At 73.9% G+C, this 22,391-nt stretch carries 17 protein-coding genes and 1 pseudogene; 5 read left to right on the top strand and 13 right to left on the bottom strand.

Annotated elements, in window-relative coordinates:
* Nucleotides 1–26: 26 nt before the first annotated feature.
* The 3 genes from P1K89_RS17175 to P1K89_RS17165 form a co-directional block, all read right to left on the bottom strand.
* Nucleotides 27–1,811, bottom strand: coding sequence for a PHA/PHB synthase family protein (locus P1K89_RS17175; RefSeq protein ID WP_284617709.1), 1,785 nt, complete (start codon nt 1,809–1,811; stop codon nt 27–29).
* A gap of 161 nt (nt 1,812–1,972) precedes the next feature.
* Complete coding sequence (locus P1K89_RS17170; RefSeq protein ID WP_284617708.1) at nt 1,973–3,301, bottom strand: vanadium-dependent haloperoxidase; 1,329 nt, start codon at nt 3,299–3,301, stop codon at nt 1,973–1,975.
* 64 nt (nt 3,302–3,365) lie between these two features.
* Nucleotides 3,366–3,848 carry a PaaI family thioesterase gene (locus P1K89_RS17165; RefSeq protein ID WP_284617707.1) on the bottom strand — a complete coding sequence of 161 codons (483 nt, stop codon included), beginning with the start codon at nt 3,846–3,848 and terminating at the stop codon, nt 3,366–3,368.
* An 81-nt stretch (nt 3,849–3,929) separates the two neighbouring features.
* Here P1K89_RS17165 and P1K89_RS17160 point away from each other — a divergent pair.
* Nucleotides 3,930–5,444 (top strand): annotated as a pseudogene (locus tag P1K89_RS17160) (bifunctional AfsR/SARP family transcriptional regulator/alpha/beta hydrolase); the annotation flags it as partial.
* Nucleotides 5,445–5,464: 20 nt separating this feature from the next.
* Here the strand turns inward: P1K89_RS17160 and P1K89_RS17155 are convergent.
* From P1K89_RS17155 to P1K89_RS17140, 4 genes are all read right to left on the bottom strand, one after another.
* Nucleotides 5,465–7,195 carry an alpha/beta hydrolase gene (locus tag P1K89_RS17155; protein ID WP_350081530.1) on the bottom strand — a complete coding sequence of 577 codons (1,731 nt, stop codon included), beginning with the start codon at nt 7,193–7,195 and terminating at the stop codon, nt 5,465–5,467.
* A gap of 101 nt (nt 7,196–7,296) precedes the next feature.
* Entirely contained in the window at nt 7,297–8,403 is a 1,107-nt protein-coding gene (locus P1K89_RS17150) for a beta propeller repeat protein (protein ID WP_284617705.1), read from the bottom strand.
* 25 nt (nt 8,404–8,428) lie between these two features.
* On the bottom strand, nt 8,429–9,991 hold the full coding sequence (locus tag P1K89_RS17145) for a calcium-binding protein (protein ID WP_284617704.1): 1,563 nt from the start codon (nt 9,989–9,991) through the stop codon (nt 8,429–8,431).
* Nucleotides 9,992–10,033: 42 nt separating this feature from the next.
* Nucleotides 10,034–11,308, bottom strand: a complete 1,275-nt coding sequence (locus P1K89_RS17140) for a tetratricopeptide repeat protein (protein ID WP_284617703.1) — start codon at nt 11,306–11,308, stop codon at nt 10,034–10,036.
* 205 nt (nt 11,309–11,513) lie between these two features.
* Here P1K89_RS17140 and P1K89_RS17135 point away from each other — a divergent pair, with 205 nt between their 5' ends.
* Nucleotides 11,514–11,792, top strand: coding sequence for a hypothetical protein (locus P1K89_RS17135; protein ID WP_284617702.1), 279 nt, complete (start codon nt 11,514–11,516; stop codon nt 11,790–11,792).
* A 16-nt stretch (nt 11,793–11,808) separates the two neighbouring features.
* On the opposite strand, the gene P1K89_RS17130 is transcribed toward P1K89_RS17135, so the two are convergent.
* The 5 genes from P1K89_RS17130 to P1K89_RS17110 form a co-directional block, all read right to left on the bottom strand.
* The gene (locus P1K89_RS17130; RefSeq protein ID WP_284617701.1) at nt 11,809–14,346 is read right to left on the bottom strand and encodes an ATP-binding protein; all 2,538 of its coding nucleotides are present in this window, start codon (nt 14,344–14,346) and stop codon (nt 11,809–11,811) included.
* Nucleotides 14,347–14,577: 231 nt separating this feature from the next.
* On the bottom strand, nt 14,578–15,432 hold the full coding sequence (locus P1K89_RS17125) for an alpha/beta fold hydrolase (protein WP_284617700.1): 855 nt from the start codon (nt 15,430–15,432) through the stop codon (nt 14,578–14,580).
* A 157-nt stretch (nt 15,433–15,589) separates the two neighbouring features.
* Entirely contained in the window at nt 15,590–16,819 is a 1,230-nt protein-coding gene (locus P1K89_RS17120) for a PEP-CTERM sorting domain-containing protein (RefSeq protein WP_284617699.1), read from the bottom strand.
* Between the two features lie 333 nt (nt 16,820–17,152).
* On the bottom strand, nt 17,153–18,148 hold the full coding sequence (locus tag P1K89_RS17115) for an SDR family NAD(P)-dependent oxidoreductase (RefSeq protein WP_284617698.1): 996 nt from the start codon (nt 18,146–18,148) through the stop codon (nt 17,153–17,155).
* A 92-nt stretch (nt 18,149–18,240) separates the two neighbouring features.
* Entirely contained in the window at nt 18,241–18,942 is a 702-nt protein-coding gene (locus tag P1K89_RS17110) for an SDR family oxidoreductase (RefSeq protein ID WP_284617697.1), read from the bottom strand.
* Between the two features lie 182 nt (nt 18,943–19,124).
* On the opposite strand from P1K89_RS17110, the gene P1K89_RS17105 reads away from it, so the two are divergent.
* Complete coding sequence (locus tag P1K89_RS17105) at nt 19,125–19,430, top strand: hypothetical protein (protein WP_284617696.1); 306 nt, start codon at nt 19,125–19,127, stop codon at nt 19,428–19,430.
* A gap of 40 nt (nt 19,431–19,470) precedes the next feature.
* Here the strand turns inward: P1K89_RS17105 and add are convergent, their stop codons facing one another.
* On the bottom strand, nt 19,471–20,472 hold the full coding sequence (gene add, locus P1K89_RS17100) for an adenosine deaminase (protein WP_284617695.1): 1,002 nt from the start codon (nt 20,470–20,472) through the stop codon (nt 19,471–19,473).
* Between the two features lie 126 nt (nt 20,473–20,598).
* Between add and umuD the strand changes: the two genes are divergently transcribed.
* Both umuD and P1K89_RS17090 read left to right on the top strand, forming a co-directional pair.
* Complete coding sequence (umuD, locus tag P1K89_RS17095; RefSeq protein WP_284617694.1) at nt 20,599–21,042, top strand: translesion error-prone DNA polymerase V autoproteolytic subunit; 444 nt, start codon at nt 20,599–20,601, stop codon at nt 21,040–21,042.
* Between the two features lie 18 nt (nt 21,043–21,060).
* Complete coding sequence (locus P1K89_RS17090; protein ID WP_284617693.1) at nt 21,061–22,386, top strand: Y-family DNA polymerase; 1,326 nt, start codon at nt 21,061–21,063, stop codon at nt 22,384–22,386.
* The last annotated feature ends 5 nt before the right edge of the window (nt 22,387–22,391 follow it).

Genomic DNA, 22,391 nt, shown 5'->3' with positions numbered 1-22,391 from the left:
CGGGCGGCCGCGCGCAGCGGCCGCGCTCAGGTCTCCAGCACGTAGCGGCCGGGTGCGGCGCCGAAGGTCGCGCTGCCGCGCGGCGCCGTACGCGGCACCGCCACCGGCCGCGACGAGTGCGCGGCCAGCCACTGCTGCCACAGCGGCCACCACGAACCCTCGTGGTCCTGCGCGAGCGCGAGGAACTGGTCCGGGTCGACGTAGCGACCGCCGGCCGGGCGGTCGAGCACGCGGTGATGCCCGCGCGACGCCTCGCCGCGCCGCGGCGGGTTGACGACGCCGGTGTTGTGCCCGCCGCTGGCGAGCACGAAGCGCGCGTCGGCATCGCACAGCAGCATCAGCTTGTAGACCGACCGCCACGGCGCGACATGGTCGAGCTCGGTGCCGAGCGCAAACACCGGCACGCGGATGTCCGACAGCGCGACCGGCCGGTCGGCGACGCGGAAGCGCGCCGCCGCCAAGTCGTTGCGCAGGAAGAGCCGGTGCAGGTACTGCGAGTGCATGCGGTAGGGCATGCGCGTGGCGTCGGCGTTCCAGGCCATCAGGTCGCTGACCGGTGCACGTTCGCCCATCAGGTAGTCGCGCACCGCACGCGACCAGATCAGGTCGTTCGAGCGCAGCAGCTGGAAGGCGCCGGCCATCTGGTCGGCGCTGAGGTAGCCGCGGTCGAACATCAGGTCCTCGAGGAAGGTGACCTCGCTGTCGTCGATGAACAGCGCGATCTCGCCGGGCTCGCTGAAGTCGGTCTGCGCGGCCAGCAGCGAGACGCTGGCCAGGCGCTCGCTGCCGTCGCGCGCCAGCGCCGCGGCGCCGATGGCCAGCAGCGTGCCGCCGAGGCAGTAGCCCGCCGCATGCACCGGCCGGCGCGGCACGATGGCCTCCACCGTGCGCAGCGCCTCGAACAGGCCCAGCTGCAGGTAGTCGTCGAGGCCGAAGTCGCGTTCGGCGGCGCCGGGGTTCTTCCACGACACGCAGAACACGGTGTGGCCCTGGCCGACCAGGTACTCGATCAGCGAGCGCTGCGGCGCCAGGTCGAGCACGTAGTACTTCATGATCCAGGCCGGCACGATCAGCACCGGCTCGGGATGCACCTTCGCCGTCGTCGGCGTGTACTGAATCAGCTCGGCCAGCGCATTGCGCATCACCACGCGCCCGGGCGTGCAGGCCAGGTTCTCGCCGACGCGCCAGGCGTCCATGCCGGCGTAGGGCCGCCCGGCGATCCGGCGCTGCACGTCCTCCCACCAGTGCTGCGCGCCTTGCATCAGGCTGCCGCCGCCGCTGGCGAGCGCGCGCTGCAGCGCCGCCGGATTGCTCGGCACGAAATTGCCCGGCGACACCAGGTCCAGCAGCTGCCGTGCGACGAAGCTGACCACGTCCTCGTGATGCCGCGACACGCCACGCACGCCGGTGGTCGCGTTGTGCCACCACTGCTGGGTCAGCAGGAAGGACTGCGCGAGCGCATTGAACGGCCACTGCTGCCAGGCGGGATCGTCGAAGCGGTGGTCCTGCGGCAGCGGCTCGATGCAGCGCGCGGCCTCCGAACGCATGGCCTGCGGCAGGTACAGCGCCAACCGCAGCGCCTTGCGCCAGGCCTTGTGCACGAGTTCCACCTGCTTGGCCGGCGACAGCGCCAGGTGGGCCAGCCAGTCGGTCTGCGCCAGCAGCAGCGCCGCGGGCGAGACGCCGGCACTGGCGCGGCCGATCTGCGCATGCAGCCAGCGGTCGAAGCCTTCGTTGGGCAGGCTGACCGGCAGCTGCAGATCGGGCGGGTCGGGGAGTTCGCTGGCGGACCGGTCGGGGGAAGCACGCATCGGGTCGGTGTTCGTGAGGGCAAGCGCTATGCTCGCGCCCGCCCGCGACAGGCACCTTGCGCCAGCGCAAGGGGGCGACCGCGGACCGCGGCGCGTGAGCGACCCCGCGTGGCGTGAGCGGCCCGCGGGCGCGTGCACGCCGCGCCGGCCGGGCGCCGCCTTCAGTGCAGCGGCCGCAGGAAGTTCTGCACCGCGAAGCGGCCGATCTGCTCGCCCAGGCGCAGGCCCTGCACCGTCGCGAAGCGGAAGTGCAGGCCGGCCTTCACGCGCGAGTCGGCGTTCTCCTTCGCGGCGTCGCTGAAGCTCGCGAAGCTGCGCGTCGCATGGCCCGGCAGCGCGGTCGGCGAGGCGAACTCGAAGCCGATGCGGTCGCGGCCGAAACCCTCGGCCAGTGCCTCGGCCGCGGCGGCGCCGAGCGCACTGTGCGTCGACGGATGGTCCTGCACCGGCGGCGTCGGCAGCAGCGGCGTCCAGCCGGCGTCGGGCTGCGTCGCGGCATTGCCGTCGCTGGCGGCCAGCCGGATCGCCGTCACCGGACGCCAGAAGTTGTAGTGCATCTTGGAATCCCAACCCGCGATGTACGCGTCCGCCATCACCGCGTTCAGCAGCGCGAAGGTGCGGGCGCGGTCCCACAGGTTCTGCTCGCGTTCGCGCGCGACGGTGCGTGCGATGCGGTTCCAGCCGGCGTCGGAGAACTCGTACCAGAAGGCAGCGTACTGGGTCTCGTCGGCGCTGCGCCTGGCGTTCGGCTGCTGGCTGCCGGACAGGCGCACCTCCTCGAAGGCGGCGGTGTACTCGGCGCTGTCGAGCTTCGGCGGCGGTGCGACGCGGAACTGCGACGCCGCCGTCAGCGCGAAGGTCTTCACCTGCCGCCAGTGCGGCGCGGCCAGGAAGTCGAAGCCCGGCGTGTAGCGGTACTCGCCGGCGCGCGTGCCGGGCGCGTAGCTCTCCTTGGCCTGGCTGCCGTCGTTGCTGCGCCGGTTCATCACCGCCGCGGCCGCCTGCGTGCCGACCTGGCGGCCCTGCGTGACGGCGGCGCCGCTGCCGGCATCGTGCAGGGTGGCGCCGCGCAGCGACTGCAGCATCGCCGCCTGCTTCGGGTACAGCGCCAGCAGCACGTCGTGCGCGGCCTCGACCGCGGCGACCGCGGCCGTGCCTTCGTCGTCGGCCGGGCGACGGCCCTTCGGTGCAGGGGACGCGGCGGTCGCCGACTTCACGGCATAGGTGTCGTAGCGCGGCTGCACCGCGTTGACGGCGTCGTGCATCGCCAGGTGCATCATCGCCAGCGCGCGCGAGGCGGCCATCGGGTCGGTATAGCCGTCGGCGGCGGTGATCACCTGGTGCGCGGCGGCGTTCCAGTCGATCACCACCTGGTCGCAGCGGTCGCCGCACCAGCGCGCGGCCTGCGCCGGGGTGGCGCAGGCGAGCAAGGCGGCGGCGGGCAGCGCGGTCAGCAGGGCGATGCGCGCGAATCGGTCGGGACGGATCATGAAACTCTCCAGTGCATGAGGGGTGGGGAAGAAGGCGGGTTGGCGGCCATCGTTCGGCGGTCGATCAGCCGTCGATGAGCTTCAGGTGCCACTCGAAGCTGGCCTTGGCGACGATGCGTTCGTCGGCCGTGCCGGCGGCGATGCGCGCGCTGACGTCGACCACCGCGGTGGCCCGGCCGTCGCGCTCGAGCGCCGCGATCACCGCGGCCGGCTCGTCGGCCAGCGCGGCCTGCGCGATCAGCTCGCCGCGCGAGGGCTTCAGGTAGCTGATGCGGGCATCGCGCACGACGAAGCGCGTGCGCAGGATCACCGGCAGCAAGGCGCCGGCGAGCGCCGCGCCGGACGCGGACTCGCAGGCGGAGAACAGCGCGCCGGCGTGCAGCGTGCCGTGGTGGTTGGCGAGGATCGGCTGCTCGGGCAGCCGGGTGGTCGCGCCGCGGGCGTCCACCGCGTCGAGCGCGAGGCCGATCACGCGGTGGAAGGGCACGGTGCGTTCGATCTGCGTGCGGATGACTTGGAACACGGCGAGGGTCTCCGGGGTGGGCATGGCGCGACTGTGCGCAGGCAGCGTCCGCCGGGCGTCCGCCGGCGCGCGACGCACCCGCAAGGCCTCGGCAGAATCAGCCGCATGACGCCGGATTCATCGAGCCCACCGCGCGAGACCGCCGCCGAGCTCGTGCTCGCCTGCACCGGCTACCCGGTGCTGACGCGGCGCGGCCAGCCGCTGCCGCTGAACCTGAAGCGCGGGCTCGCCTTGCTGGTGCACCTGAGCGAGCTGCAGCGCAAGGCCGCACGCCCCTTGCTGGCCGCGCTGCTGTGGCCGGACGCGCCGGAAGACACAGGCCGCGGCCGCCTGCGCCGCCTGTGCCACGAGGTCAATGCCGCGCTCGGCATCGAGCTGCTGACGGGCGACGCCGATGCGCTGTGGCTGGTGGACGATGGTGCCGGCCTGGCCACCGACGTGCAGGCCGTGCGCCGCGCCGCGATGCAGCTGCTGACCGGGACCGGCGCGACCGAGTCGCTGCTGGCGATCGAGCGGCTGTGCCGGCCCGATGCCGCGTCGATCCTGCACGGGTTCGACTGCGGCTCCGATGCGTTCGAAAGCTGGCTCGCGCAACGGCGCTCGGAGCAGCAGCGGCTGGTCACGCGCGCGCTGGCACGCGGCGGCGAGCAGCTGCTGGCGATCGGGCAGCCGGCGCTGGCGGCCGAGGTCGCCGCCGCGCTGGTGCGGCTCGATCCGCTGTGCGACACCGGCCATGCGCTGCGGCTGGCGGCGCAGGGCCGACTCGGCGATGCCGCGGCGGTGGAGGCCGCTTACTTCGCCTGTGCGGAACTGCTGCGCGAGGAGCTCGGCATCCGCCCGTCCGCGGGCATCGAGGCGGCGTATGCCGAGGCGCGCGCGCGGCTGTCGCGCCCGCCCGAGGACGACGAGCCGGCCGCCCGCGCGCTGCCGCCGATCCGCTTCGCCGATGCCGACGGCGACGCGGTCGCCTACCTCGAGCTCGGTTCACCCGCGGCACCGGGCGGCACGATGGTGGTGCTGTTCGGCCTCTGGTCGCACCTGGAGGTCGCCTGGGAGCAGCCGGTGATCCGCGCCACGCTGGACCGGCTGGCCCGGCGCTTCCATGTCGTGCTGATCGACCGCCGCGGCGTCGGCCTGAGCGACCGCCCGGCGCTGGACGCCGCCGCCGGCGCGCTCGACATCGAGGCGGTGCGGCACGCGCTCGGCGTGCCGCGGCTGTGGCTGTTCGCGAACTCCGTCGGCGGCGCACTGGCGATCGAGTACGCGGTGAACCACCCGGAGCGGGTGCGGGGCCTGATGCTCTACGCCACCGGTGCGCGCGGCACCTGGGCGCCGGACTACCCGTGGGCGATCACGCCGGCGCAGCTCGACGCCTGGGTACAGCGCGTGCAGTCGTCCTGGGGCGCGGCGGTCAGCCTGGAACAGTTCGCGCCCTCGGTGGCGCAGGACCCGGCCGCGCGCGACTGGTGGGCGCGGCTGCTGCGCCAGTCGGCGACGCGCCAGGGCGCGGCGAGCGTGCTGCGCACGCTGGCGGCGATCGACGTGCGGCCGCAACTGCCGCGCCTGCGCGTGCCCACGCTGGTGGTGCAGCGCGAGGGCGACCGCATCGTGCGCGCCGCGGCCGGCCGCCACCTGGCCGATCACATCGCCGGCGCGAAGTTCATCCTGCTGCCCGGCGCCGACAACCTGATGTGGTTCGGCGACACCGAAGCGGTGATCCACGAGGTCGAGGGCTTCGCCGACAGCGTGGTGCGCAGCGGCTGAGGCGCGCGCGCGGCGGCGCCGGCCGGGCTGGCGACGAAGCGCTGCACCGCCTGCAGCACGGCGTCGCTGTCGCCGTGCCACAGGAAGTGATCGTCCCCGTCCAGCAGCGCGAGCCGCGCGCCGGGAATGGCCGAAGCCAGCAGCTCGCCGGCGGCGCGCGGCACGACGCGGTCGCCGCGGCGCTGCAGCACCAGCGTCGGCACGTCGATCTCCGCCAGCCGCGGCAGCAGGTCCATCGCGACGTAGGCCTGCAGCATCTGGCGCACGCCCAGGCGCGTGCCGGCGTTGCGCAGCAGGCGGGCGTACCAGTCGGCGACCCACGGATCGTCGGCCACCGACGGCGCGAAGCGGCGCAGGCCGGCGTCGCGCTGGGCCGGATCGGACAGCAGGTCGGCCCAGGCCTCGAGGCTCTGCGGCGTCAGCCCCCAGGGCAGCGCCGCGCTGTGGCGGCCGCCCGGGCTGGTGCCCCACAGCAGCAGGCCGGCGCAGCGCTGCGGCCGCTGCAGCGCGAAGTGCAGCGCCAGCGTGCCGCCGACCGAGGAGCCGAAGAGCCACGCGCGCGGCACCCGCAGCCGGTCGAGCACCGCCTCGATGTCGTCGGCCGCGGCCTCGGCATCGGGCTCGACGCCGACGCGCTCGGACAGCCCGGTGCCACGGCGGTCGATCATCACGACGCGGTGCGTGCGCGCCAGCGCATCGAGCATCGCGCGGGCGCGCGGCTCGTCGAGCGCGACCTCCAGGTTGCTCATCAGGCCCCACAGCACGACGATGGTCTCGCGGCCGCTGCCCCACGCGGCGTAGGCCACCTGCCCGTGCGGCGTCGGCGCGAACTCGATCGCCAGCCGCATCGGCGCGGCGCGCGCGGCACCGATGGCTTCGGCGTAGGCCGCTTCCAGCCGCGGCGAGGGCCGCACGCCGAGCTCGTCGCGCAACTGCTGCGCGCACGCAAAGTACGCGTCCTCGACGCCGGAGGCGTCCCGGCACAGCGCGCGGGCGGCCATGCGGGCGGCCCAGGCGCTTTCGTGGCACGGCTCCAGCCGCAGCAGCGCCGCCGCGGCCATCTCGGCCAGCGCGGCATCGCGCTGCTGCACGGCGGCCTCGGCGGCCGCTTCCAGCGCGCGCGCCAGCGCCGCCTGGTGCGCCGAACGTCCGGCCATCACCTGCTCGTCGAAGGCCTCGACGCCGAGCGTGAACCCCTCCAGCCAGCCGGCGGCCGTCGGCTCGGCCAGCGGCTGCAGCAGTGCGCGGTCCAGCCGCGGGGCCGCTGCCAGCCGTGCGAGCGCCGCGCGTGTCTGATCCAGGTCGCTGGAGCAGGGGTCGGCCAGGCGCAGCGCGTCCGGCGTCGCCTCGATGGCCGCGACGCCGAGCGTGCCGTGCAGCTCGTGCACCAGCCGGCGCAGCCGCGCACGGCCGGTGCCTGGCGCGGCATCGGGCCACAGCAGCGTGGCCAGGCTGTCGCGGCCGACCGGGCGGTGCTGCGCGGCCGCCAGCGTGGCCAGCAGCGCGAGGCCGTGTTTCAGGCCGACGAAGACCGGGCGGCCGGCGACGTCGATGCCCGGGTAGCCGTGCAGGCGCAGGTGGATCGCGGGAGGGGTCGAAGCATTCATGGCCTGATGGTCGCGAAGCGGGCGCGGCGCGGCGGTGAGACGGGGTAAAAAATGAAGGGCGGCCGGCGCCGCCCTCCCGTCCTGCGCGGCCGCGCAGCGCTTCACGGCAGCTCGAGCCGCATCACGCCGCCCTTGTACAGACCGAGCTCGTAGACGCTGCGCCCGCCTTCCACCGTCACCGCCATGCTCCAGACGCCGCCGAAGAGGCGGTTGTCCGGATGCTGGAGGCGGCGCCAGCTGCGGCCGTCGTCGTCGCTGACCTGCACGACCAGCGGCTGCGGATCGTCGAAGTTCTTGCTCCAGCCGGCGGTGACGAAGCGCGACGGCCGCTGCGGGTCCTGCAGCACGTCGAAGTGGAAGCGGTAGTCGGCGTCGAGCAGGCGGGTCCAGCGCGCGCCGTTGTCGATCGTCTGCACCAGCCCGCCCTCGCCGCCGACGATCACCCGCTGCGGCTGGCCGGGCACGAAGCGGATCCCCTTCGTCACGCTCGGGTTGGGCATCAGGCCGGGATAGCTGTCGAGCTGGCCGGTGCCCGCGCGCCGGCGCAGCAGCACCGACCCTTCGATGGCGTCCTGGCCGCCGTACCAGATGTCGCCGCTGGCCGGCTCGACCGCCAGCGCATCCTTCGGCTGGCCGAAGGCCTGCCACTGGCCCGACAGGCGGCGCCAGTGGCGGCCACGGTCGGTGGATTCGGCCAGCACGTCGGTGCCGGTGGCCAGCAGGCGGCCGGTCTCGGCCTGCAAGTGCAGCGCACGCACTGGCTCCGGACCGTCATCGCCGCCGAAGTCGTGCGCCAGCGCGTGCCAGCTGGCGCCGCCGTCGCGGGTCTCCAGCAGCGCGTGCGCGGGCACGGAGTCGTTGCGCTGCGCGGCGACCAGCAGCGTCTGCGCATCGATGACCACGAGGTCGAGCACCGTGTGGTTCGCCGGCCCCAGCGCCTGCCAGGCGGCGCCCGGGCGCCGGCGCCACACGCCCTGGTCGGTGCCGGCGTAAAGCGTGGCCGGCGTGTCGCCGCCGGCCTTCAGCCGCCGCACGATGCGGTCATCGAGCCCGTTCGGCGTGAAGCGCGGCTCGGCCGGCGGCGGCGGCATCGGCGTGCCAGCGTCGCCGCCGCCGCCGCAGCCGGGCAGCGCGACAGCGGGCAGCAGCAGGCCGGCGAGCAGCGAACGGCGGCGCGGCGAAGCGAGCGATCGGGTGGTCGTCTTCATGCGCCGATCTTGCCGCAGGCCGCCATCACCCAAAGAACGCGGCATCGATCACCCCGGGCGTGCCGGGGATCAGCACCTCGCCGGACAGCAGCACGTCGCTGCCCGGCCCGCCGATCAGCACGTCGAAGCCTGCGCCGCCGTCGAGCGTGTCGTTGCCGGCACCGCCGATCAGCACGTCGTTGCCGTCGCCGCCGTTCAGGACCAGCGTCAGCGGCACCGCCGGCGTGCCGTTGCCCAGCACCACGTCGTTGCCGGCGAGGCCGTTGAACTGCAGGCGGTCGGTGCCCGGCTCGAAGTTCAGCACCACGATGTCGGCGCCGAGGCCGCGCAGCACGAGCGCCCCGTTCTCCAACACGATCGCCACCGCGTCGTCGCCCGCGGTGCCGTTGACCACCACGACGTCGGCCTGGCCGTCGCCGCCGCCGGCTGCCGCGAGGTCGATGCGCACGGTCTTCACGTCGGTGCCGGCGAGCGGGTTGACGGTGATGCGGTCGCTGCCACCGAGCGCGCGCAGGTCGACGGTCTCGACATCGTCGAGGTCCATCGTGATCGCGCCGACGTCGCGGGTGAAGAGCACGCGGCCGCCGTTGGCCGACACGGCGAACTGTTCGGCGATCGCCGACCCGTTGAACAGCAGCGCATCGGCGCCGTCCTGGCCCTCGACGGTGTCGCTGCCGTCGCCCGGGTCCCACTGGAACACGTCGTTGCCGGCGCCGAGGCGGGCGCTGTCGCTGCCCTGGTTGCCGTCGATGAAGTCGTTGCCGTCGCCGCCGATCAGCAGGTCGGCGCCGTTGCCGCCCAGGATCGTGTCGTTGCCCGCGCCGCCGTCGATGGTCAGCTGCGCCAGCGCGGCCAGGTTGCCGGTGGCCGAGAAGCGGTCGTCGCCGCCGTTCATGTTCAGCACCACCTTCTCGATCGTGCCCATGTCGATCTCGAAGGGCGCGACGTCGGTGCGCGCGAACAGCATGCGCGTGCCGTTGGCCGTGAGCGTGAAGGTCTCGGTGCCGTTGCCGCCGTTGACCTCGCCGGTGTCGGTGCCGTCGCCGCCCTCGAACACGTCGCTGTCGTCGCCCGGGTTCCAGATCAGCCGGTCGTCGCCGCTGTCGCCGAACACCTGGTCGTCGGCATCGCCGCCGGTCAGCGTGTCGTTGCCGAAGCCGCCGAACAGCAGGTCGTTGCCGCCCTTGCCGAGCAGCGTGTCGTTGCCGTCCTGGCCGAACAGCAGGTCGGCGCCGGAGCCGGCCGTCAGCACGTCGTTGCCGAAGCCGCCGAAGAGCTGGGCCTTCGGCAGCGCGCCGTTGACCTCGCTGATCGTCACCACGTCGTTGCCGCCCTGGCCGAAGACCTGGATCTGCGCGGTGTTGGCGACGGTGGGCGTGCCGCCGAGCACGGCGACGGCGCCGCCGTTGACCAGCAGCTTGCCGGCGGCGTCGCGGCTGATGGTGATGGTGTTGTCCAGAGAATCGCCGGGCACCGACAGCGTGCCCAGGCTGAACGTGGCGGTCACCGCCAGCGCGCCGACCTCGGCGTCGCCGACGGCGCGGCCGTTCGCCGCGCCGGCGCGCGGCATGGGTTTCAGGATCGTCATTCAAATGCTCCTGCAGGAAAGGAAGGACGCGTCGTTCGCGGGTTACGCCATGCGGTTCGCGCGCTCGCGCCGCAGCGCGTCGGCGAAGAGCTTCTGGCCGTCGCGCGCGGCGGCCTCGATCAGCGTCAGGTCGATCAGGTCGCGCTGCGCGTGGCTGCCGCCGAAGCGGTGGGACTGGCTGCGCAGCGGGCGCAGCAGGCGCACCGCGTCGCCGAAGCGGCCCTGCGAGAACGCGCGCACGGCGGCCGTGCCGTCGAGGCCGACCTCGCGCAGGAACATCGCGTTGTCGTCGCCGGCATGCAGCGCACGCGCCTGGGTGGCGAGCAGGCGCTCGGCCTCGGCTTCGCGGCCGGCACCGCAGAAGGCCATCATCGCGTGGAAGTCGTTGAAGGCGTAGTTGCCGGCCTCGGCATGCGCGGCCCAGCGGTCGGCCAGCGCATGCCAGCGGCTGCCGACGTCGTGGCCGCGCAGCTGCAGCCGCCACAACAGGGCCGACGCGTCGATCATGTCGATCGCCACCGACGACTGGCCGGCCAGCACCCGCTGGTCGAGCAGCGCGAACACCTCGTCCATCTGGTCCAGGCCCATGTGGAACAGCGCCAGGTGCCACCAGTTGTGCACCGCGAAGTAGCTGCCGTCGGTCCATGCGGCGGTGTCGCGGCGCAGCCAATCGATGCCGTCGCGGCGCCGGTTCTGCATCTCCATCACGTGGGCCACCGCATGCCAGGCCCAGTTGTCCTGGCGCTCGAGCTCCACCGCGCGCCGGCCCATCGCCTCGGCGCGGGCGTAGTCGCCCATCTCCTCGAGGCCGAAGGCGTACATGCCGAGCAGCGCGTGGAAGCCGGGCATGCCGGGTTGCCAGGCGTCGTAGACCCGGGCCATGCGGTCGCGCAGCATGCGCGAATGGCCGCAGAAGAAGTCGATCGCATGGCCGGCCTGCAGCGCGACGAGGTCACGCGGCCAGCGCACCGACAGGTCTTCCAGCGCCAGGCCCGCGGCATGCCAGCGGCCGTCGATCACCAGCGCGATCGCCGCCAGGTGGGCGCGCTCGCGTTCGGTGGCCGGCAGCGCCTTCGCGGTGGCCAGCGCGCGGCGCGCCTCGGGCAGGCCGGCGGGCTCGGTGCCGAGCAGGTTGAGCCAGGCGTAGAGCGCGTGCGCCATCGTCATGTCCGGCGCCTCGGCCAGCGCGGCCTGCACCGCGGCGACCGGGTCGCCGACGTAACACTGCATCGCGCGGCAGGCCTGCTCGTAGTGGTCGACGGCGCTCGCGGTCGCGCCGCTCAGCGCCAGGTCGTGGACATCGTGGAGGGTGGTCATCGGGAAGGTCCTTTCGTTGGAGAAGCACTCGGGCGGTGGCGCCTGCAGGCTCGGCAGAGGCGGCGGCACCGTGGAGCGGCACGATGCCGGCGCAGCGTCCGCCCGGCGTCCGCCGCGGCGCCGGCGTCACCGGCCGGTGCCACGGACGGCGGGCGGACGGTCGATGGCGACAGTGGCGCATCGACCCTCTTCAACGCTGTCCACCATGTGCTTCGAATCGATCTCCTGGGGCGTCACCGCCGGCATGGTCCGGCGCTCCGATGGACCCGGCGCTGTCCGTCTCCCCGCTTGCTCCGGCCTGGTCCGGCGCCTCGCCGCGTTGCGGCTGTGCCTCGCGGTCGGCGCCGCGCAGCTCGGCGCCTGCGCCGAACCGGCGGTGCCGCCGCCGCAGGAGACGCCCCGGCCGGTCGCCAGCGCCCCGGCCGCCGCGCCGCCGGATCCCAGCGACCACTGGTGCGACCTGCGCACGCGGGTCTGCCGCTGAGCCGCGTCGGAAATGGCTAACGCGTGATCAGTGCGTCCGCCAGCTGCAGCACGCGCAGCAGCGCGAGCTCGTCGTCGAAGGCCTCGCCTTCGGCGCGCAGGGCCTCGCGCGCGGCCGGCGGCAGCTTCACCGCCAGCCGCAGCGACGCCTGCTCGTGGGCCGCCCGCGCGTGGGCATGGCGCGGCTGGCCGTTGCGCCGCACGGTGGCATCGGCCCAGCCGGCCAGGCGTGCGCCCAGCGCCGGCTCGCCGCAGTCCAGCGCCCACCATGCGAAGTGGTCGGCGCACCAGGCGTGCGCGCCGGCCACGCGCAGCAGGGTCACCGCCTCGCGCACCGCGGGCGCGGCTTCGGCACCCTGCCCGGCCTCGATGCGCGCCAGCGCCAGCAGCACCGGCCGGGTCCAGAGCTCGCGCAGCAGCCCGGCCGCGCGCACCTGCGCGACCATCGGCTCGAGCACCGCGATCGCGGCCGCCGGCCGCTTCAGCGCCAGCTCCGCCAGCGCGACGTGGTAGCTCGCGCCCCAGGCGCGCAGCGCGTCGCCGGCTTCGGCCAGCAGCGCGGCCTCGAGCTGGAAGCGTTCGCGGTAGCCGGCCCAGTCGCCGGCACGGGCCTGCGCCACCCCTTCGGCGCGCAGCCGGGTCAGGCGCATCGTGGCCGACCACTCGGGCCGCTCCAGCGCACGCAGGCGCTGGAACAGCGGCTGCCAGTCGCGCTGCGGGTCGATGCGCCGGCCGTGCTGCGCGACCAGGCCGAGCAGGCGGTAGGCGCTGGCGTGATCACCCAGGCGCTCGAACAGCTCGGCGCCGCGTTCGGCCGCCGCGACCGACTCGGCCACCGGCGCGGTGGGGTTGACGAGACGGAAGGCGACGGCCTTGCAATAACGCGCCAGCGGCTCGTCCGCCAGGCCCGGCGCTTCGCCCAGCGGCCGCACGCGCTCGAGCCACGGCGCGGCTTCGCGGTCGAGGTTGGCCGCGGCCCAGAACGGGCCGGCGGCACTGGCCAGCGCGAGCAGCCGGTCCGCCTCGGCCGGCTGCCGTGCGGCCCACTGCAGCGCTGCGCGCAGATCGTGCAGGCGCGGCCACAGCGCGTCGACCCACGGCCCCAGCGCTGCATGGAGGAATCCCTGCTCGGCGGCGACGAAGCTGCGCACCAGGTGGTCGGCCAGGCGGCGCATCACCGCGTCGTGCTCGGCGGCGGCCTCCAGCTGCTCCAGCGCGTAGGCGCGCGCATGCACCAGCAGGCGGTAGCGGCGTTCACCGGCACCGCCGACGGGGTCGAGGGGCCGCAGCAGCGAGCGGGCCACGAGGTCGTCGACCGCATCGAGCACGGCCCACTCGTCGATCGACTGGTCGGCGGCGACGGCCTGCGCATCGTCGAGCGTGAAGCGGTCGGCAAAGATGCCGAGGCGGCGGAAGACCACGCGCTGCACCTCGTCGAGCAGCTCGTGGCTCCAGGCGAGCGTCGCGCGCAGCGTCTGCTGGCGCGGCGGCGCGTGCGCGGGCCCGCGGGTCAGCAGCTGCAGCTGGTGGTCCAGCCGCTGCAGCACGCCGGCCAGGCCCAGCGCCGGCACGCGCGCGGCGGCGAGCTCCAGCGCCAGCGGCAGGCCGTCCAGCCGGTGGCAGATCTGCCGTGCGAGCGACACGTCCGCCGGCGAATCGAGCTCGATCTGCGGCGCGACGGTGCGCACCCGCGCCGCGAACAGCGCTTCCGACGGCGACCGCTGCGCGGCATCGGGCGCCGCGTCAGCGGGCGACAGCGCCAGGCCATCGAGCGCCAGCACGGCTTCGCCCGCGATATCGAGCCGCACCTGGCTGGTCGCCAGCAGCGCCACCTGCGGCGCGGCCGCGGCGATCGCCGACAGCAGCGCCGCCGCTGCCGGCAGCAGGTGCTCGCAGTTGTCGAGCACCAGCAGCAGTTGCAGCGGCCGCAGCGCGCGGGCGATCCCGGCCGCATCGACCGGCCGCGGCCCGGCGGGCAGGCGCAGCGCATGCGCCACGGCCGCCGGCATCGCGTCGGGCTCGGTCAGCGCCGCCAGCTCGACCCACGCCACGCCATCGGGCCAGCGGCCGCGCTCGGCGTCGGCCGCGGCGGCGGCGAGCCGCGTCTTGCCGATGCCGCCCGGTCCGGTCACGGTCAGCAGCCGTCCGGCGGCGAGCGCCGAACGCAGCCGCGCGAGCTCGGCCTCGCGGCCGAACAGTCGGGACGGGTCCGGCGCGGCGGGCGGCACGGCGGGCGGCGCCGCGTCCGGGCTGTCGAGCAGCGGCCAGCCGAGGCGATAACCGCGGCCCGGCACGGTGACCACCGCCTCCGGCCCGAGCAGCTTGCGCAGCGCCATCACCTGCACCTTCAGGTTGTCGTCGATGACGACACGGCCGGGCCAGGCGCGTTCGAACAGCGCATCGCGCGAGACGACCGCGCCGCCGGCCTCGGCCAATGCCAGCAGCAGGTCGAAGGCGCGTTCGCCCAGGCGCTGCGGCACGCCGTCGGCGCACAGCTCGCGCGATGCGGGGCGCAGCTCGAAACGATGGAAACGGAAGGTGGGCGCGGGGGTCATGCGGAGCGGCCGGCCAGAAGTGGCCGGTAGGTGTTGTATCGCGTCCGGCCGGCCCGGTGGTGGCCGGCCGCGCGACGAGCCCCCACCTACGGCCTGCGCCGCGCGACGGATGCACCCGCGCCGCAATCCACGCCGCGGCCCGCCCGCGGCCCGGGGTTACGGCAGCGTCCCGGTCGGGCGCAGGGGCCCTGCCCGTGCACCGACCGTCGGCATGGACGCTCCGGTCCGCCGTCAGCAGGCCGCTGCCGCGGACATGCCGGCGACCTGTCGCGCGAAGGCGACGAGGCTCGCGGCGCAGCGCGCCGGCTCTTCCCAGTGCAACGCGTGGCCGGCGCCGGCCCAGCGTTCGATGCGCGCCTGCGGCATCGCCCGCTGCAGTCGCTCGGCATCGGCGACGGGCACGTAGGCATCGGCCTCGGCCACCACCAGCAAGGCCGGCACCTCGATGCGGTGCAGGCGGTCGCAGAAGTCGTCCTCGAGCAGGCCGGCGAAGGCCTCGCGCCAGACGGCGGCCGGCACCTTCAGGCTCTCGTCCACCATGCGTTCGACGAGGCCAGGCGCCGCGGCGCGCGCCAGGGTGCCGAGCTGGAAGTCCTCGACCAGCGCACGCGGCACCGGATCGGCGAGCGGCTGCACGGCCTCGGCGACCCACTGCAAGAGCTCGGGCTTGTCGCCGTAGCGCGCAAAGGTGCCCAGGCCGACCAGCCCGCGCACGAGGTCCGGCCGATCGGCGGCCAGCCGCAGCGCATGCGTGCTGCCCATCGAATGCCCGACGACGATCACCGGCGGCAGCGCCAGCGCCTCGATCAGCGCGACCAGGTCGGCGACGAAGTCATCGGTGCAGTAGCCGGTGGCCGGCTTGTCGCTGTCGCCATGGCCACGCTGCGACGGCACGATCACCCGCCACTGCGGGCCCAGGTGGGGCAGCACCGGTTCGAACGAACGCCAGGAATCGGTGATGCCGTGCAGCAGCAGCAGCGGCAGGCCGTCGCGCGGGCCCTGTTCGAAGACTTCGAGGTGGAGGCGGTCGGCCAGCGCGACGCGGCGCAGCGACTGCGCAGGCACAGGGGTCGTGGCAGGAGTCATGGCAGGAGGCCGCGCAGGCGGCGCGGAGGCAGTGGCATGAGCCGCCACTGTGCAAAGGCACCGTCCTGCCGGCGTCCGCCCGGGCCGGCGACCTGCGACGACCGCCCCGCGGCGCGGCGTGGCGCAGCGCGCGCCGAAGCCGCGCCGGGCGGGCGATCTATCGCGTCGTGTCGGCCAGCCGGCCCGGGGGCGGACTCCGTCGTGCGCCGGTGAAGCGGCGCGTCGTCACCGCGCCCAGCCCCAGCAGCGCCAGCGCGATCAGCAGCAAGGTGGCCGGTTCGGGCACCGCCGCGGGGTCGACCACGATCGGCGCGAGGCCGGTGCCGGGGCCCTGCGGTCCGAACGACGGTCCCCAGTCAGCGGGTGTGGAACCGGCGCCGGGCAGGCCACCGCCGGCGGCCGGGTCCGGCCCGTCGAACAGCTGGCCGACCGGGTCATCGATCGCGGAACCCGGGTGGCCATGCCCCGGCGTGACCGGACCGCCCCAGTCGAACGGGGAGTGACCGCCGCCTCCGCCGCCGCCCGCGCGGCCCGGCCCGGCGACCGGGATCACCGGCCCCGACGGTCCCGTCGGACGGCCCGGCAGCCCGATCCTCGGCGACCCTGAACCGCCCGGTCCGGCCGCGGCCACCGGAGAGCCGGTGAACGGGCTCCAACCGCCCGGGGAGCCGCCGCCACCACGCTTGTGCGGCTCGACACGAACACCCGGGTTGCCGCCCGCGCCCGCGGGCAGGACTTCCGGCTCGGGCGTTGCCGTGTCCAGCGCGTCGAGCGGCGCCATCCACGGCGCCGCCGCCGTGACGATCGGGCCGCTGGCGACCGGCACATCCGCCGCACCGGCCGGCAGATCGCCTGGCAGTCCGCTGGCCAGAGGAAGTTGCTGCCGGGCCTCGGGATCGACCAGCGCTGCCAGGATCGGCCGCGCGTCGTACGCGGGACGCGCACCCGGGGCGCCGGCCACGGCCGGCAGGCGCGGCAGGCGATCGTCCGCCCCAGCGCTCGATGCATCGCCCTCCGACGGGACGTCGTGGGGCGCCAGGATCCACGCCAGCGCACCGCTCAGCGAGCGGCCGCGGGCGGTGGAGCCGACCGCGCCGGTGCGCAGGCTGTCGTCGCCGGCCACGTCGATGCCGAAGTCGGCGCTGCCGGCGTCCAGGAAGCCACCGGCCCAGGCGCCCAGCCCGGACAGCTCGACGCCGTAGATCGTGACGGCCTCGTCGCCATTGGCGGTGGCGACGACGACGCCGCCGCCGCTCGGATCGAAGACGATCTCAGGGGGTGGTGCCGCGTCCGGCGTCGGCAGCACGCCGCGCGCCAGCAGGCCGCCGATCAGCAACAGGCTCGCGCCGACCGTGGCACGGAAGGTCCAGATGTTGAGTGGCTTCATGGCTTTGCTCGCGTAGTCGATGAACGATTGGGAAATCAATACAAACCGCTACTGCGCATCAAATAAGCAATTGCCGCGCCAATTGAAGAATAGTCAGTGAGAACAATGGCTTGAATTCATGCACTTTCAGAAGGGATTTGAAGCGTGTAAAGCCACTCGACGGGTGTGACGATGCGTGCCCGCAACAGGCACGCCGATTGCCCTATCGAGTGGTTTGGCCGCGTCATTGGCGCAATGGGCGCCTGACGGCCCAATGACGCGGCAATTCGCGCTTGCTATCGCAATGAATTGCTTTGCAATTCGTCAGTGCGCGTTGAATCGGGAAACCAGGTGTTAACGCACAAGGTCGCCAGGGTTCCCTGTGGCGCCTGAACCGGCCCCTTCAAAACGCTCGCGCCAGGCCGCCTCCACCCACGCCAGCAAGGCTTCGCGGTCCAGCCGCTGCCCGGGGCTGGTGGCCGCGTCGATCAGGCGTTCGGTCAGGGCGCGCAGCACGCGCTCGCCTTCCCAGCGGGTGCCGGTGAGGTAGCGCGCCTGCGGCTGCGGTTCTGTCAGCGCCTGCAGCACGACCGCCGCCACCGCCTCCGGCGATGCCGGCTTGCGGTGGATCGCCGATTCGGGTGCGTCGGCCGAGTCGGGCGCATCCGGCGCGGCAGTCGCCTCGAAGGCCTGCAGCACGCGCAGCGCGTCGGCATCGAACGGCGGCGGCGTGGCGCGCAGCCGCGCCGCATTGGCCGCGCCGGCGCTGGCGCCGATGCGCGTCGCCACCGCGCCCGGCTGCACGATCGCCACGTGCACGCCATGCGGCGCGCACTCCTGCCGCAGGCAGTCGCTGTAGGCCTCGAGCGCGAACTTGCTCATCGTGTACGGGCCGTACAGCGGCTGCGTGATCGAGCCACCCATCGAGCCGACGTTGACCACGCGGCCGCGCGCGGCCAGCAGCGCCGGCAGCAGCGCGCGCGTCAGCCGCATCAGGCCGAAGACGTTGGTCTCGAACAGGCGCTGCATGTCGTCATCGCGCCAGGCCGCCAGGTGGCCGAGCTCGCCGATGCCGGCGTTGTTGACGAGGCCGTCGAGGGCTTCGAAGCCCCCGTCGTGCAGGACCGCCAGCACCGCGTCGGGCGCGGCCGGATCGAGCAGGTCCAGACGCAGCGGCGTGACGCGCGGCAACTGCGCGAGGCGGGCGAGGTCCTCGTCGCGGCGCGCGCCGCCGATGACGTGGTGGCCGGCCTGTGCGAGCGCCTGCACGACGGCCCAGCCGATGCCGCTGCCGGCGCCGGTGACGAGGTGGATCGGAGGTCGGTCGGAGGCGCGGCGGGTGGGGTCCATGCGCCGCATTCTGGAGGGCTCGGGCGGCGCGGTGGCGAAGCCGTGGCCGGCGGGCGCCAAGGGCGCCGTCGAAGGCCCGCGCCGCGCGGCGCTCACAGCGAGCGCATCAGGCCCCCGTCGACGCGGATGTTCTGCCCGGTGATGTAGCCCGCGCCGTCGCTGGCCAGGAAGGCGATGGTCGCCGCGATCTCGTCGCTGGTGCCGTAGCGCTGCATCGGCACCGATCCGCGGCGCTCGTCGGTCGCCGGCAGGCTGTCGATCCAGCCCGGCAGGATGTTGTTCATGCGCACGTTGTCGGCCGCGTGCTGGTCGGCGAAGAGCTTGGTGAAGGCCGCCAGCCCGGCGCGGAACACCGCCGAGGTCGGGAACATCGCGCTCGGCTCGAAGGCCCAGGCGGTCGAGATGTTGACGATCACCCCGCCCTTCTGCTGCTTCATCACCGGCGTCACCAGCCGCGCCGGCCGGATCACGTTCATCAGGTAGATGTCCATCCCGGTCGCCCACTGCTCGTCGGTGAGTTCCAGCACGGGCCCGCGCGGCCCGTGGCCGGCGCTGTTGACCAGCACGTCGATGCGCCCCCAGCGCTCGAGCGTCGCATCGACCAGGCGCTTCAGGTCGTCGTTCGAACGGTTCGAGCCGGTGATGCCGAGGCCGCCCAGTTCAGCGGCCAGCGCCTCGCCCTTGCCCGACGACGACAGCACCGCGACGTGGAAGCCGTCGGCGGCCAGGCGACGCGCCGCGGCGGCCCCCATGCCGCTGCCGCCCGCTGTCACGATCGCAACTTTTCCGGTCATGTTCGCTACCTCCTGTACGAGAGCAGCTTACCGCCGTCGTTCGTCGCGTCGATACCGTGGCTCGTCGCTTACAGCTGTCGGCACGGGCGGCGCGGGCAGACAGTGCGTTCACCGCGATTCGCCCCGGCGACGCGGTACCGACAGTCGCGATGTCAGCCGTACGCCCCCTCAGGAGCCCTCAGATGAACACCAAGACCTTCCGCCTGGCCGCCCTGTGCACGCTGCTGCTCGCCGCCGGCGCAGCGCAGGCCGACACCCTCTGCAAGAAGCCGCCGACGCGCATCGACCGCCGCGCCTGCGAGGCCGCGAAGCAGAGCCCGCAGGCCCTGCGCCTGTACCTCCAGCGCATGAGCTGGCTGCACCACAACCTCAGCTACTACGACTATGTCGACGAGGCGACGCAGGCGAACTGGGACCGCGCGGCCACGCGCCTGGCCAGCGGCGAGGAGTCGGTGGCCGAAGCGCCGGCCACGTCCTTCAGCCGTTAGGTGGCACGAGGGGCCGCGGCTCCTCGCCACCGTCTCAGGCTCACCACGCCGCCAGCCGCGCGTGCAGCGCGCGCTTCGTATCGTCGTCGGCGAAGCTCGCGTCGATCGACGTCGCGGCGACCGCCCGCAGCACCGCGTCGTCCCAGCCGAAGTGCTGCGCGCACAGCGCGTACTCGCGCGGCAGCGTCGTCCGCAGCAGGCTCGGGTCGTCGGTATTGATCGACACCGGCACGCCGGCGCGGCGCAGCGCATCGATCGGATGCGCGGCGAGCGTCGGGTAGACCTTCAGCGTCAGGTTCGAGCTCGGGCAGATGCCCAGCGGGATGCGGCGCTCGGCCAGCAGGTCGACCAGCGCCGGGTCCTCGATCGCGCGCACGCCGTGGTCGATGCGGTCGGCGTCGAGCAGCTCGATCGCGTCCCACACGCCTTCCGGACCGCTCGATTCGCCGGCATGCACCGTGCGGCGCAGGCCCGCCGCGGCGGCGCGACGGAAGGCGTCCGCGAAACGCGGGCCGGTGCGGCCGGCGGTGGCCTCGTTGCCGTCGACCGACAGCGCGACGACCCGCGGATGGCGCAGCCGCGTCAGCAGCTCGACCAGCTCCACCGCCGCGTCGGCCGACTGCGTGCGCAGCAGGCTGATGCACAGGCCGACCCGCGGCAACCCGTCGGCCTCCGCCGCGCGGAAGCCGCTGTCCAGCGCATCGAGCATCTCGGGCAGCCGGCCGTGCCAGGCCGGCCAGTGCGTCGGGTTGACGATCAGGTCGGCGTAGCCGGTGCCGTCGTCGGCGAGCCGGCGGCAGACGCCGTGGGCCAGCTGCGCGAGTCGATCGCGCGTGCCTGCCAGCGCGCAGGCCCAGTCGAGAAATTCGAGGAAGTCCGCGAGCCCCGCGAACTCGAACAGCCGTTCGACCGGTCGTGGCATCGGGACGCCGGCCTGCATCGCCCACTGCGCCAGCAAGGCCGGCTCGAAGGTGCCTTCGAGGTGCACATGGATCTCGGCCTTGGGCAGCGTTTGCAGGCGCTCGGTCGTCGGCGTGTTCATCGTCGCGATTGTTGGGCCCGGCGCCGCAGGCGACATACCGCCTGACGCATGGCGCCATGCGCCGATGCCGATGCCGCGGCAGTGCCCGGCATGACTGTATGCGTGTACAGTTCCCGGCGCACCGCCATGACCGACGACACCCCGCTCGAACCCTGGATCCGCGTCGGTCGCGACCGCGACGGGCGCGAAGAACGTGTCGTGCGCTCCAGCGTCGCGGTCAGCTTCGGCTCGCCGGCGCAGGATTCGGGCGTCTCGCGCATCGACCTCAACGACGTGCTGATCCGCCATCCGCAGGCCAGCTTCCTGATGCGCGCGGCCGGCGACGCGATGCGCGGCGCGGGCATCGATGCCGGCGACCTGCTGCTGGTCGACCGCTCGATCGCGCCGCAGCACGGCCATGTCGTCATCGCGGTGGTCGGCACCGAGTTCGTCTGCCGCCACCTGCTGCGCCACGACGGCTTGTGCCTGCGCGCGGCCGACGAGGCCGTCGCCGACATCGTGCCGGGCGAAGGCGAGGAGCTTCGCGTGTGGGGCGTGGTGACCACGGTGATCCGCTCGCTGCCGGTCTGAAACCGCCCGGGTTCCGCGATGTACGCGCTCGTCGACGTCAACAACATGTACGTCAGCTGCGAACGCGTGTTCGCGCCGTCGCTGGTCGGCCGGCCGGTGGTGGTGCTGTCGAACAACGACGGCGCCTGCATCGCGCGCAGCAACGAGGCCAAGGACCTCGGCGTGCAGATGGCCCAGCCCTGGTTCCAGGTGCGGCACCTCGAGCGCAGCGCCGGGCTGGTCGCGCTGTCGGCGAACTTCGAGCTCTACGGCGACATGTCCAGCCGCATGATGAGCCTGGCCCAACTGCACGCGCCGCGGCAGGAGGTCTACAGCATCGACGAGTGTTTCCTCGATTTCGACGGCGTGCGCGGCGACCTGGTCGCGCGCGGCCGCGCGCTGCGCACGCAGGTGCTGCGCTGGACCGGGCTGCCGACCAGCGTCGGCTTCGGCGCGACGAAGACGCTCGCCAAGCTGGCGAACCACGTCGCCAAGACGGCCGAGCGCAAGCCGGGCTCCTACCCGCGTGCGCTGGCCGGTGTCTGCGACTTCGGCGCGCTCGATCGCGCCGCGCTCGCCGAGGTGATGCGCCGCACCGAGGTCGGCAACGTCTGGGGCATCGGCCGCAAGACCAGCGCGAAGCTGAACGAGGGCGGCGTGCGCACGGTCTTCGACCTGATGCAGGCCGACACCGCGTCGCTGCGCCGGCAGTTCAGCGTGGTGATCGAGAAGACGGTGGTCGAGCTGCGCGGCACGCGCTGCCTGGAGGTCGACGATGCGCCCGAGCCCAACCAGCAGATCATGTGCTCGCGCTCCTTCGGCGAGCCGGTGACCGCGCTGCCGGACCTGCTGGACGTGGCCAGCCAGTTCGCCTCGCGCGTCGCCGAGAAGCTGCGCCAGCAGGACGGTGCGGCCGGCGCGGTGCACGTCTTCATCACCACCAGCCCGTTCCGCCGCCAAGACCGCCAGCACAGCCCGAGCCTGACGACCCGCCTGCTTCGCCCGAGCGCCGATACGCGCACGCTCGTCGCCGCCGCCACGCGCGCGATGCAGGCGATCTACCGCCCCGGCTTCAACTACGTGAAGGCCGGCGTGATGCTGGTGGACCTGGGCCCCGCCGGGCAGCCGCAGGGCGAGCTCGATCTCTTCGCCCCCGCCGGCCAGGGGGGACCGGACGATCCGGTGCGCCGCACGCCCGAGCGGCTGATGCAGGCGCTGGATGCGCTGAACCAGCGCTTCGGCCGCGGCACGCTGAACGTGGCCAGCGCGATGGAGCCGCCGGCCCCGGCGGCCTACCACGCGAAGCGCGAGCGCATGTCGCCGCGCTGGACGTCACGGCTGGACGACATTCCGCACGTGCACTGAGGGCG

Source organism: Aquabacterium humicola, from assembly GCF_030167915.1.
In the GTDB taxonomy this organism is placed as follows: domain Bacteria; phylum Pseudomonadota; class Gammaproteobacteria; order Burkholderiales; family Burkholderiaceae_C; genus Pseudaquabacterium; species Pseudaquabacterium humicola.
Note: the sequence above shows the minus strand (reverse complement) of the source record. Positions and strands in the feature narration are given on the sequence as shown.